The organism is Massilia sp. Root335, from assembly GCF_001425685.1.
Lineage (GTDB): Bacteria > Pseudomonadota > Gammaproteobacteria > Burkholderiales > Burkholderiaceae_D > Telluria > Telluria luteola.
Genome location: NZ_LMCY01000031.1, coordinates 310 through 12,560, shown reverse-complemented (window position 1 = coordinate 12,560; position 12,251 = coordinate 310). Strand labels below are relative to the sequence as shown.

General features: G+C 67.2%; 12 protein-coding genes. 5 read left to right on the top strand and 7 right to left on the bottom strand.

Annotated features, from left to right (window positions below; all coding sequences use genetic code 11):
• Positions 1 to 128: 128 nt before the first annotated feature.
• Together thpR and panB are read right to left on the bottom strand one after the other, a co-directional pair.
• Positions 129 to 638, bottom strand: a complete 510-nt coding sequence (gene thpR / locus ASC93_RS17395; RefSeq protein ID WP_056444889.1) for an RNA 2',3'-cyclic phosphodiesterase — start codon at positions 636 to 638, stop codon at positions 129 to 131.
• Positions 639 to 649: 11 nt separating this feature from the next.
• The gene (gene panB, locus ASC93_RS17390) at positions 650 to 1,486 is read right to left on the bottom strand and encodes a 3-methyl-2-oxobutanoate hydroxymethyltransferase (RefSeq protein ID WP_056444886.1); all 837 of its coding nucleotides are present in this window, start codon (positions 1,484 to 1,486) and stop codon (positions 650 to 652) included.
• Between the two features lie 149 nt (positions 1,487 to 1,635).
• Between panB and ASC93_RS17385 the strand changes: the two genes are divergently transcribed.
• Positions 1,636 to 2,853, top strand: coding sequence for an anion transporter (locus ASC93_RS17385; protein ID WP_056444883.1), 1,218 nt, complete (start codon positions 1,636 to 1,638; stop codon positions 2,851 to 2,853).
• A gap of 74 nt (positions 2,854 to 2,927) precedes the next feature.
• On the opposite strand, the gene folK is transcribed toward ASC93_RS17385, so the two are convergent.
• The 5 genes from folK to ASC93_RS17360 are packed head-to-tail and all read right to left on the bottom strand — an operon-like array spanning position 2,928 to position 7,264.
• The gene (gene folK, locus ASC93_RS17380) at positions 2,928 to 3,410 is read right to left on the bottom strand and encodes a 2-amino-4-hydroxy-6-hydroxymethyldihydropteridine diphosphokinase (protein WP_056444881.1); all 483 of its coding nucleotides are present in this window, start codon (positions 3,408 to 3,410) and stop codon (positions 2,928 to 2,930) included.
• Positions 3,407 to 4,792: a polynucleotide adenylyltransferase PcnB gene (pcnB, locus tag ASC93_RS17375; protein ID WP_056444880.1), complete on the bottom strand. Its 1,386-nt coding sequence runs from the start codon at positions 4,790 to 4,792 to the stop codon at positions 3,407 to 3,409. The genes folK and pcnB overlap by 4 nt, the downstream gene beginning before the upstream one ends.
• Entirely contained in the window at positions 4,785 to 5,459 is a 675-nt protein-coding gene (locus ASC93_RS17370) for an HAD family phosphatase (RefSeq protein ID WP_056444877.1), read from the bottom strand. The genes pcnB and ASC93_RS17370 overlap by 8 nt, the downstream gene beginning before the upstream one ends.
• Complete coding sequence (gene hda, locus ASC93_RS17365; RefSeq protein ID WP_056444874.1) at positions 5,456 to 6,148, bottom strand: DnaA regulatory inactivator Hda; 693 nt, start codon at positions 6,146 to 6,148, stop codon at positions 5,456 to 5,458. Before hda ends, ASC93_RS17370 begins: the two co-directional genes overlap by 4 nt.
• A 33-nt stretch (positions 6,149 to 6,181) precedes the next feature.
• Positions 6,182 to 7,264: an AI-2E family transporter gene (locus ASC93_RS17360; protein WP_056444871.1), complete on the bottom strand. Its 1,083-nt coding sequence runs from the start codon at positions 7,262 to 7,264 to the stop codon at positions 6,182 to 6,184.
• Between the two features lie 147 nt (positions 7,265 to 7,411).
• Between ASC93_RS17360 and purM the strand changes: the two genes are divergently transcribed.
• From purM to ASC93_RS17340, 4 genes are all read left to right on the top strand, one after another.
• Positions 7,412 to 8,455, top strand: coding sequence for a phosphoribosylformylglycinamidine cyclo-ligase (purM, locus tag ASC93_RS17355; protein ID WP_056444867.1), 1,044 nt, complete (start codon positions 7,412 to 7,414; stop codon positions 8,453 to 8,455).
• A 6-nt stretch (positions 8,456 to 8,461) separates the two neighbouring features.
• The gene (cysC, locus tag ASC93_RS17350; RefSeq protein ID WP_056444862.1) at positions 8,462 to 9,070 is read left to right on the top strand and encodes an adenylyl-sulfate kinase; all 609 of its coding nucleotides are present in this window, start codon (positions 8,462 to 8,464) and stop codon (positions 9,068 to 9,070) included.
• Between the two features lie 88 nt (positions 9,071 to 9,158).
• Positions 9,159 to 10,001 carry a sulfotransferase gene (locus tag ASC93_RS17345; protein ID WP_056444861.1) on the top strand — a complete coding sequence of 281 codons (843 nt, stop codon included), beginning with the start codon at positions 9,159 to 9,161 and terminating at the stop codon, positions 9,999 to 10,001.
• The coding region (locus tag ASC93_RS17340; RefSeq protein WP_200958356.1) for a DUF4347 domain-containing protein at positions 9,998 to 12,251 on the top strand (2,254 nt) is incomplete at its 3' end. The genes ASC93_RS17345 and ASC93_RS17340, both read left to right, overlap by 4 nt.

The window sequence follows — 12,251 nt, the reverse complement described above, 5'->3', positions numbered from 1 at the left end:
ATGATGATAAAAGGTGTCACCTATGTCTCTGGACAAGTGTCCACTATGTCTCTGTGCCAAACACGGCCTCCGCCCACGCGTGACGCCGCGTGGACGCAAACGTCACACGTGGGCACGGGGTGCCCACCCTACGCGTATTCTTTTAACACGGTGTATCCGCCGGGGCGGGATTCGACGAGGGCGTAATGCGTGATCGCCCAATCGATTTCCGGTCCGGACTGCGGCATGCCCGCGCCATTGGCCCGCCGCGCCATCGTCACGTGCGGCCGGTACGCGCGTGCTTCCGGCACCAGGCCCAGCGCCAGCAACGCCTCGGACAGGCGCGCATGCAGGTCCAGCAATCCCTGCGGCGTGCTGTCCGGCTCCAGCACGGCGATCCCGTTGTGCCACGACGCGGCGCGGCCCAGCCGCAGGTTGAACGGCGCGAACGGCACCGTCAAACCGTCCAGCAGTTCCGGCAGCCGCGCGGCCGGCAGGTTGCCGAGGAAGTGCAGGGTCACGTGCAGCTTATCGGTGTGGACGGGCGCCGCGCCGCGCGGCCAGGTCCAGGCGTCGCGCCACGCGCGCAACTGCTCACGCACGGCGGCGTCCGGCCACAGGGCCAGGAACAGGCGGGTGGTGTCTGGCTGCGCGTCCATGCCTCGGCAGGTCAGAAGCAGTGTTCCTGCGCCGGAAAGCTGCCGTCCTTCACGGCTGCCACGTAGGCGCCGACGGCCGCGTCAATGCTCGTCTGGCCGTCCATGAAGTTCTTCACGAAGCGCGCCTTGCGGCCCGGGAAGACGCCCAGCAGGTCGTGCATCACGAGCACCTGGCCCGAGCAGTCCGGACCCGCGCCGATGCCGATGGTCGGCACGTGCAGGAGGCCCGTCACTTCCTTGCCCAGCGCCGCCGGCACCGCTTCCAGCAGCACCATCGCCGCGCCGGCGTCCTGCAGCGCCTGGGCGTCGCGCTTGAGCTGGTCGGCGCCTTCGTCCGTCTTGCCCTGCACCCGGTAGCCGCCCAGCTGGTGGACGAATTGCGGGGTCAGGCCGATGTGGGCGCAGACCGGGATGCCGCGCTCGGTGAGAAAACGCACGGTCTCGGCCAGCCAGGCGCCGCCCTCGATCTTGATCATCTGGGCGCCCGCGCGCATCAGGGCGGCGCAGCTGTCGTAGGCCTGCTGCAGGGTGCCGTAGCTGCCGAACGGCAGGTCGGCCAGGACGAAGGCATGCTTGCGGCCGCGCACGACGGACGCCGTGTGGTAGGCGACGTCCGCCACCGTCACGGGCAGCGTGGAGTCGTGGCCGGCGCACACCATGCCCAGCGAGTCGCCGATCAGCAGCACGTCCACGCCGCAGCGGTCCATCAGCGATGCGAAGCTGGCGTCGTAGCAGGTGAGCATGGCGATCTTCTCGCCGGCGGCGCGCATTGCCATCAGGGCCGGCAGTGTCACGGCCTTGCGTGCCGGAGCTTCGTTCGTCGAGCTTCCGCCCAAATAAGCGCTCATAGTATTCCTTTACCAAATCAAAAAAGCCGGAGGATCGCCCCGACGTGGACACGCGCGTCGGGCAAGCATGCGGTCACAGGCGTGCCCGGTTCGGTTTGTTAAGATGCGCGATCTTACCTGAAAACGGCAGCGACAGACTTCGTCACCCAATGGCCACGAGCATCCTCATTATCTTCCTCATCGTCTATCTCGGCATGATCCTCGGCGGCCTGCCGTTCCTGCGGCTCGACCGGACCGGCGTCGCGCTGCTCGGCGCCATTGCGCTCATCAGCATCAACGCGCTGAGCCTGGAGCAGGCGGTGGCATCGATCCACTTGCCGACGATGGCCCTGCTGTTCGCCTTCATGGTGGTCTCGGCGCAGATGCGCCTCGGCGGCTTCTACGACTGGGTCACGCATAGACTGGCCGGGCTGGCGTTGGGCCCCGCCAGCCTCTTGGGCGTGCTCATCGTCGTCTCCGCGGCGCTGTCGGCCGTGTTCAGCAACGACATCGTCTGCCTGGCGATGGCGCCGCTGCTCGTCGATGCGTGCCGGCGGCGCGGGCTCGCGCCGGTCCCGTTCCTGCTGGCGCTGGCGTGCGCGTCCAACATCGGTTCCGCCGCGACCCTGATCGGCAATCCGCAGAACATGCTGATCGGCCAGACGATGCGGCTGTCGTTCGACGGTTACTTCCTCGACGCGATCCTCCCGGTCGCGCTGGGCCTCGCCGCCAGCTGGGCGCTGATCGCGTGGCAGACAAAGGGACGGTGGGAAGAAAGCGCGGCCGACGCGGCGCCACAGGACGGCAACATCCCCTTCGATGCGTGGCAGACGGCCAAGGGCCTCATCATCGCCGGCGCGCTGCTGGTGGCGTTCCTCGTCGCGCCATGGCCGCGCGAGCACATGGCGCTGATCGGCGCGGGCGTCCTGTTGATGAGCCGCCAGCTCCGTTCCCGCAACATGCTGGGACTCGTGGACTGGGAGCTGCTGGTGCTGTTCATGAGCCTCTTCGTCGTGAACGCCGCGTTCCAGGGCACGGGATTCACGGAGCACGCGATCGCCTGGCTCGCGTCGCTCGGCGTGCGGCTCGACCAGCCGGGATCGTTGTTCGGCGCCACGTTCGTGCTGTCCAACCTGGTCTCGAACGTGCCCGCCGTGATGCTCCTGATGCCGGTCGTGCACCACCCGCTGGGCGGCGTGATGCTGGCGCTCGTCAGCACGCTGGCGGGCAACCTGCTGATCGTCGGGAGCATCGCGAACATCATCGTCGTCGACGCGGCCGCGCGGCGCGGCATCGTCATCGACTGGCGGCGCCACGCGCGCGTCGGCGTGCCGGTCACGCTGGTGACGCTGGCCGTCGCCGGCGTGTACCTGGCGCTGCGGTTCTAACGTAGGGTGGGCACTCCGTGCCCACGCGAACGTTTGCAAGTCGCCGGCATCCGCGTGGGCACAGGGTGCCCACCCTACGGCCAGGTCAGTTTTCCGACGCCCTGGTCGCCGGCGGCCGCGAGCAGCGCGCTCACGGCACCGCGGCCCGGGATGACGAGACCGGGCGCGACTTCGGCCAGCGGCGCCAGCACGAACGCACGCTCGTGCATGCGCGGGTGCGGCACGATCAGGGCCGGCGCGTCGTCGATGACGGCGTCGCCGTACAGCAGCAGGTCGAGGTCCAGCGTGCGCGGCGCGTTGCGGTAGGGGCGCTCGCGGCCGTGCGCCTGCTCGATGGCGAACAGCGCCCGCAGCAGCGCGTGCGCATCGAGATCGGTGGCCAGCGCGGCGACGGCGTTGACGTAGTCGTCGCCGGAAGAATCGATGGGGGCCGTGCGGTACAGCGACGACGTTTGCACGAGGCGCGCGCCCGGCAGGCGCGCCAGGCGGTCGATGGCGTCGAGGACGTTCGCGCGCGCGTCGCCCAGGTTGGCGCCGATGCCGACCCAGGCGATCATTCGCCGCTCGCGGCCTGTGCGTTCGAGCCTGCGTCCGCCGGGGCGCCCGCTTCGCCGTCCGCGCGGCGCGGGCCGCGGCGGCGCGGGCGCTTCTTCTGGGCGGCCGGCTGGGTGTCCTTCGCGGTGTTGATCAGGCGTTCGCGCTCGGCGACGTCGCCGGCGTAGAACGTCGCCCACCAGTTGCCGATCTCCGCATCGAGCTCGCCCGATTCGCAGCGCAGCAGCAGGAAGTCGAAGCCGGCGCGGAAGCGCGGGTGCTCCAGCAGTTTATAGGGCGACTTGCCGTTGCGGCGTTCGAAGCGCGGCTGCATGGCCCAGATGTCGCGCATGTCGGTCGCGATGCGGCGCTGCAGGGCCAGGTTGTCGGTCTGGTTGTCGAGCACATCGTCCGCGGCCAGGTGCAGCGCGGGGATCGGCGCTTCGCCGGCCGCGCGGTAGGCGTTCCACTTTTCCAGCACCTGGTGCCACAGCAGCGACGCGAACAGGAAGCCCGGCGACACGCCCTTGCCGGCCTTGATGCGCGTATCGGTCGATTCGAGGGCCAGCGTCACGAACTTCATGCCGATCGGCTGCTCCAGCACGACGTCCAGCAGCGGCAGCAGGCCGTGGTGCAGGCCGGACGAACGCAGCTCCTTGAGGCAGGCCAGCGCCTGGCCGCTCATCAGGAGCTTGAGCATTTCGTCGAACACGCGCGCGGCCGGCACGTTGTTGATCAGGGGCGCCATCACGGGGATGGGCGCGCGCGTCGCCGGTTCGATCGTGAACCCCAGCTTCGCCGCGAAGCGCACCACGCGCAGCATGCGGACCGGATCTTCGCGGTAGCGCGCTTCCGGCTGGCCGATGATGCGCAGGACCTTGGCGCGGATGTCTTCGATGCCGCCGTGGTAGTCGAGCACCGTCTGCGTGGCGGGGTCGTAGTACATGGCGTTGATCGTGAAGTCGCGCCGCTCGGCGTCTTCGTGCTGCGGGCCGAAGTTGTTGTCGCGCAGGACGCGGCCATGTTCGTCCTTGGGCGCGTTGTCGCTGCCCTTGCCGCGGAAGGTGGTCACCTCGAGCAGGTCCTGGCCGAACATCACGTGCACGATCTGGAAGCGGCGGCCGATGATGAAGGCGCGGCGGAACAGCTTCTTGACTTCCTCGGGCGTGGCGTCGGTGGCGATGTCGAAGTCCTTCGGCTTCACGCCCAGCAGCAGGTCGCGCACGGCGCCGCCGACGACGAACGCCTTGAAGCCGGCTTCCTGCAGGGCCTGCGTGACGCGCACCGCGTTGTTCGATACGAGCTTCGGATCGATGCCGTGCTGCTCCGGCCCGAGGATCACGGGTTCGGTGGGGTCGCGCTCGTCTTTGACGCCCAGGATTTTGCGGATGAATTTTTTAATCATTGAACAGGTGCAGTAAGGTCCAGCCGAGGGCGGTTGCGTGTTGGTTCAGTTTGTCGCTCGGGTTGGTCGCCACCGGATGGGAGACGACCGACAGCAGCGGGATGTCGTTGTGCGAATCGCTGTAGAACCAGCTGCGCCCGAAGCTGTCGAACGGGCGGCCCAGGCCTTCCAGCCACGCGTGCATGTGCACCACCTTGCCGTGGCCCTGCGTGGGCGTGCCGGCCAGCTTGCCGGTCGGGTGGCCGCGCTCGTCCAGTTCGGGGCGCGCGGCGATCAGGTGCTCCACGCCGAATTCGCGCGCGATCGGCGCGGTGACGAAGGCGTTGGTCGCGGTGATGATCGCCACCAGGTCGCCCGCGTCCTGGTGCTTGCGTACGAGGTCGAGGGCCCTGGGACGGATCGCCGGCTTGACCACGTCGCGCATGTACTGCGCCTGCAGGTCCTTCAGGCGGGCCGGGTCGAAGCCGGCCAGCGTGCCGAGGGCGAATTCGAGGTATTCGACCGGGTCGAGCGTGCCGGCGTTGTACTGCGCGAAGAAGGCGTCGTTGCGGCGCTGGTGTTCGGCCGCGTCGACGACTTTCTCACGCACGAGGAACTGGCCCCATTCGTAGTCGGAATCGATCGGCAGGAGGGTGTGGTCGAGGTCAAACAGCGCGAGGTCGTTCATTCTTTCGGTTCGGAGTGGGGACTGCCGGGATTGCCCTGAAGCAAGAGATCGCGCAGCAGCGGCACCGTGACCGGACGCTGGGTCTCGAGCGAGTACTGGTCGAGCGCATCCAGCATGGTCGACAGGGAGCGCATGTCGCGCTTGAAATGGGACAGCAGATAGGGTAACACGCTGGCCGACAGCGTCAAACCACGGGCCTCGGCGGCCTGCGTGAGGGCGGCGATCTTCTGGTCGTCGGACAGGCCGTGGATCTGGTACACGAGGCCCCAGCCCATGCGGGTGCGCAGGTCTTCGCGCACGGGCAGCACGGCCGGCGGCACCGGCCCGGTGCACACCATGTAGGCGCCATGCTCGCGCACCTGGTTGAACAGGGCGAAGGCGTCGATCTGGCGTTCGGGCGAGAGCTGGTCGATGTCGTCGACGAGGTACAGGGATACGTCCGCCGTCAATACGAATGCGTCCGCGCCGGCGCCGGCGGCGATGTAGCGCGCCCCATCGGTGGCGGCGAGGCCTTGCAGCAGGTGCGTCTTGCCGGCGCCCGTCTCTCCCCACAGATAGCAGAAATGCTCGCGCGATGCGCGCTGCGCGAACTGGTGCATCAGGTGCGCCATTTCGGCATTTTCGCCTATCTGGAAGGTGTCGAGGCTTTGCGCCGGCTCGGCGCCCAAATCGAGCACCAGCTGTTTCATGGCTTGGTTCTCATAGTGTCGTGTGCGTAGGAATCAGCCATTATAAAAGCTGCTGCGCAGATAGTGGCGTTTCAGGTGACGGAACGCCACCATCAGCACCGCCGATGCGGGCAGCGCCAGCAGCACGCCGACGAAGCCGAACAGCTGGCCGAAGGCGAGCAGGGCGAAGATCACGGCCAGCGGATTCAGCCCGATGCGCTCCCCCACGAGGCGCGGCGTGAGAAAAAAGCCTTCGATGATCTGGCCCGCGCCATAGATCACGGCCACGGCGATCACGCCGCTCCAGTCGGAATATTGCAGGATGGCGGCCGTCAGCGCCAGCACGAGGCCCAGGCCATACCCGAGGTAGGGGATGAACACGAGCAGCCCCGTCAGGATACCGACCGGCAGCGCCACCTCGAAGCCGGCCAGCGCCAGCGCCGCCGAGTAATACAGGGCCAGCACGAGCATCACGAGCAGCTGCCCGCGCAGGTACTGGGCCAGCAGGGCGTTGACTTCCCGCGCCATGCCCACGGTCGGATTCACCCAGCGGCGCGGCACGGCGTTCTCCAGTTGCAGCAGCAGGCGGTGCCAGTCCAGCAGCAGGTAGAACAGCACGACGGGAATCAGGATCGCCGTCGCGACCCAGCCGAGCAGGGCGCTGCCGCCCACGCGGGCCGAGGCGAGCACCGTCGTCCAGATCTCGTCGCTGGAGGTCATGATCTGCTGCGTGAGGATGGTGCGCAGGCTGCTGCCGTCGAGCTTGATGTGGATGCCCAGCTGCGCCAGGCGCGGCGTCAGTACGGTGTCGATGCGGGCCAGTGCATCCGGGATCTGGGCCTGCAGCAGCGGGAGTTCCGTGCGCAGCACCGGTACGACGATCAGGATCAGGGCGCCGACGGCCGCCAGGAACGCCAGGATCACGACCACGACCGCGAGCGGGCGGGGCAGGTGAAACGCGCCCAGGCGCGTGCGTTCGAGACTGTCCACCGCGCCGTTCAGGGCGTAGGCGAGGATGGCGGCGGCGATGAACGGTGTGAGGATGGGCCCGAGGGCGTACAGCAGCAGGCCGCACGCCAGCCAGAGTGCCAACCAGAATGCTGACTGTTTTTGCTCCGGGCTGAGGGAAAAAGGCATGTAATTGTTGTTCTGACCGTTAAAACGGCGCCGGGGCAGGCCGTTTTGATAAAATAATGGATTGACCGACTGGCAGCTGACCGATGAAGCTGTCTAATGTCCAGTTGTCAACCGCCTACTATTTTACCGCCTCCGCTGCCAAATACCATGAGCCAACCATCTAATGTTTCTCTCTCCTACCGCGACGCTGGTGTCGATATCGATGCCGGCGACGCCCTGGTCGAAGCGATCAAACCATTTGCCAAGCGCACCATGCGCGAAGGCGTGCTCGGCGGCATCGGCGGTTTCGGTGCGCTGTTTGAAATCAGCAAGAAGTTCAAGGAACCGGTCCTCGTGTCCGGCACCGACGGCGTCGGCACCAAACTGAAACTGGCTTTCGAACTGAACCGCCACGACACGGTCGGCATCGACCTCGTCGCCATGAGCGTCAACGACATCCTCGTGCAGGGCGCCGAGCCGCTGTTCTTCCTCGATTACTTCGCCTGCGGCAAGCTGGACGTGCCGACCGCGACCGCCGTCGTGAAAGGCATCGCCCAAGGCTGCGAACAGGCCGGCTGCGCCCTGATCGGCGGCGAGACGGCCGAGATGCCGAGCATGTACCCGGACGGCGAATACGACCTGGCCGGCTTCGCCGTCGGCGCGGTGGAAAAATCGCAGATCATCGACGGCACCAGGATCGCCCCGGGCGACGTCGTGCTGGGCCTGGCGTCGTCGGGCATCCACTCGAACGGCTACTCGCTGGTGCGCAAGATCATCGAGGTGTCCAAGCCGGACCTGGAAGCCGACTTCCACGGCCGCACCCTGTCCGACGCCCTGATGCAGCCGACCCGCATCTACGTCAAGCCCCTGCTGGCGCTGATGCAGGCGATGGAAGTGAAGGGCCTCGTGCACATCACCGGCGGCGGCCTCGTGGAAAACATCCCGCGCGTGCTGGCCGATAACCTGACGGCCGTGCTGGACGCGAAATCGTGGACCCTGCCGCCGTTGTTCCAGTGGCTGCAGCAGCACGGCGGCGTGGCCGATGCGGAGATGCACCGCGTGTTCAACTGCGGCATCGGCATGACGGTGATCGTGTCCAGGGAAAATGCCGACGCCGCGATGGCGCAGCTGCAGGCGGCCGGCGAGACCGTCTACCGCATCGGCGAGATCCGCGCGCGCGGCGAAGGCCAGGCGCAGACGATCGTCGAGTAAGTTGCCATGACGCCGCCCGCCGTTCTGACACCCATCGGTGCCGAAGAGCGACGGCGGCGTGCCGGCCACGGCGGCGCCGTGGTCTGGATCACCGGGCTGTCCGGCGCCGGCAAGACGACGCTGGCCCAGGCTGCCGAGCATGCCCTGTTCGCACGCGGCTGCGGCGTGTTCGTGCTGGACGGCGACACGGTCCGGCACGGGCTGTGCGCCGACCTCGGTTTTTCCCTCACTGAACGTTCCGAAAACATCCGCCGCATCGGCGAAGTGGCGCGCCTGTTCTACGAGGCCGGCCAGATCGTGATCGTCTCCGCCATTTCTCCGCTGCAGGCCGACCGCGCCCGGGCCCGGGCCCTGATCCCGGCGCCGTATTTCATCGAAGTCCATTGCCGCTGCCCGCTCGCCGTGTGCGAGGCGCGCGACCCGAAGGGCCTGTACCGCAAGGCGCGCGCGGGCCTGCTGCCGGAATTTACCGGTATTTCGTCGCCTTACGAAGAGCCGGCCGCGCCGGAGGTGCTGGTCGACAGCGCCGAGTCGTCGGTCGAGCAGGAAGTCGGCCGTTTGATGGCCGAGCTGGAACGGCGGAGAATTGTTGCGGGTTTGGCCTCCGGCGGTTAACCATTTTCCGTAATCGGTTGATTCGGTAATAAATCTGGTTCATTATTTCTGGGTATCAACAGTTGGCCGTGTCCCGAGCGGTGCCAAGATGCCCCAGACTTTTCACTTCATTTCCGGGTTGCCCCGGTCGGGTTCGACGCTGTTGTCGGGCATCCTCCTGCAAAATCCCCGCTTCCACGCCGGCATGACGAGCCCTGTCGGCTCGCTGTGCAGCGCCGTGCTGGGCCAGGTCAGCGCCGGCAGCGAGTTCGCGCCGGTGGTCGGCCGCGACAAGCGCCGGGCGTTGCTGCGCGGGCTGTTCGATACGTATTACGCGGACGTCGACCGGGACATCGTGTTCGACACGAACCGCAGCTGGTGCGCGAAGATGCCGCTCGTGCACGACCTGTTCCCGCAGGCGAAGGTCATCGCCTGCGTGCGCAACGTCGCCTGGATCATGGACAGCTTCGAGCGCATGTACCGCGCCAATCCGTACGAGCACACGCGCCTGTTCGGCGCGGCCGGCGCGCGCGGCACCGTGTACAGCCGGCTGGAAGGATTGGCCCAGCACGACCAGACGGTGGGCCACGCCTGGTCCGCGCTGCGCGACGCGTTTTATGGCGAGCACGCGTCCTCGCTGCTGGTGGTCGATTACGAATTGCTGGCCCGCGCACCCGCCAAGGTCATGCGCCTGGTCTACGAGTTCCTCGGCGAACCGTACTTCGAGCACGACTTCGACAACGTCGAGTACGACGCCGAGGAATTCGACGCGCAGCTCGGCGCGCCCGGGCTGCACAAGGTGAAGTCGCAGGTGAAATTCTCCCCGCGCCCGACCGTCATCCCGCCCGACCTGTTCGACAGGTTCAACCAGATGTCTTTTTGGAATGACAAGGCCGGCAGCGCCGCCAACGTCATCGCCGTCCAGCCCGCACAACAAGGAGAGCCGTCATGACACCGAATGACTACGATGCCGGAGTTGGCGAGCTGCATATTGCGTCCGGCGTCGCGCCGGGCGTGCCGGAACTCCAGGCGGCCGGCCTGGAAGATGCCGCACTGGCGGTCGCCACGCCGCGCAAGGAAATCGTCTTCATCGAGGACGACGTGCCCGACATCGGTACGTTGCTGGGCGGGATCGGGCGCGACAAGGAAGTCGTGATCCTGGATTCGAAGGCGGACGGCCTGCACCAGATCGCGCAGGCGCTCGCAGGCAAGAGCGGCATCGACGCCGTGCACGTCTTCGCGCACGGCCAGGCGGGCGCAGTGGAGCTCGGCAGCCTGATCCTCGATGCGGGCAGCCTGGATACGCACAAGGACGATCTGCAGGCCATCCGCCAGGGCATGAGCGCGGGCGGCGACATCCTGCTGTACGGCTGCAACGTCGGCGCCGATGCCGGTTTCGTGGACCGGCTGGCAATCGCGACGGGGGCCGACGTGGCAGCGTCGAACGACCTGACCGGCGCCGCGGCGCTGGGCGGTAACTGGAACCTGGAAGTGAGCAGTGGGAATATCGAGACGGCGCCCGCGATCGATGCGCATGCGGCGGCGCTGTATCGGGCCGTGTTGAGCATCAGTCCGGGGACGCTCGAGTTCGACCACACGGCGTACTTCGCGCCCGGTGTCGTGGATCCATCGGACAATCGTTCGGCCAGCACGGACGTCGTGTACCGTGTCAACAACAATGCCGCGTACCAGCTCAAGATCGACGGCGCAGCCACTGCCGTATCGGCCTACACGAGTTACCCCGGCGCCGTTTTTGCCGGTGCGACGGCTCTCGAGAGCTCGCTGACCTTCTCTTTCGTTGGAGGGCAACTCTTCGCGCCCACGGCCATCGCGTTTGCCAACTGGAGTTATTCGACTTCCCATACGACCGAGAACCTGGTCATCAGAGGGTATGACGCCAGCGGCCACCAGGTTGGCTCGGACGTAACCTACACGCTGTACCCGGATGGTTCGGGTGTCAAGTCGATTGGCCTGGGCGGGGCGGAAGTCAAGACGCTGAAGGTGACCGCCGGCAGTGGCAAGATCGATTACCTCTTGCTCGACAGCATCTCGATCGGGAGCATCTCGTCCGCGCCACCCGCGGTTGCCTTTGTCTCCTCGTCCACCGCGAACGGCAGCTACAAGGTCGGGGATGTGATCCATATCGATGTCGGGTTCGACCAGCAGATCGCCGTCACCGGTTCGCCGACGCTGACGCTGGAAACAGGTACGACCGACCGGGTCGTCTCTTACGCGAGCGGCAGCGGCACGACTACGCTGGTCTTCGACTACACCGTCCAGGCCGGCGACACGACCCCCGACCTCGACTACCTCAGCACCGCGGCCCTGGCACTGAACGGCGGCACCATCAAGGCCAGCACCGGCGGCACTGACGCGACGCTGACGCTGCCCACGCCAGCTGGCATCGGTTCGCTGGGCGCGAACAGCGCAATCGTCATCGACACGACCGCGCCCGGCGCGCCCTCGACGCCGGACCTCACCGCCGGCACCGACACGGGCACGTCCAGCAGCGACAACGTGACGAAGAATACGACCCCGACGTTCACCGGCACCGCAGAGGCCGGTTCGACGGTCAAGCTGTACGACGGCGCCACCCTCGTCGGCAGCGGTACCGCCACCGGCGGCAATTATTCCATCACGGCGTCGACGCTGACGGACGGCGTCCACGTGATCACCGCCGCAGCCACGGACGCCGCCGGCAACGTCGGCACGGCGTCCTCCGGTCTGCTCATGACGATCGATACGGGTGCGCCCACGGTCTCGGTCATGAGCAACACCGCCGGCCTGAAAGCCGGCGAGACCGCGACGATCACGTTCATGTTCAGCGAAGACCCCGGCGCGACCTTTACGTGGGATGGCAGCGCGGGCGACGTCACTGTCAGCGGCGGTACGCTGTCCGCCATCAGCGGCAGCGGCCTCACCCGCACCGCGACCTTCACGCCGAACGCGAACGTCGACAACGGCTCGGCCAGCGTCGGCGTGACCGGCGCATCCTACGCCGACGCGGCCGGCAACAATGGCAACGCCGGCACGGCCGCGACCTTCGGCTACGACACCAAGGCCCCGACGCTGGCGATCAGCAGCGACAAGGCGTCACTGCACGCCGGCGACACCGCCACGATCACGTTCACCTTCAGCGAAGACCCCGGCGCGACCTTCAGCTGGAACGGCAGCGCGGGCGACGTCGCCGTCAGCGGCGGCA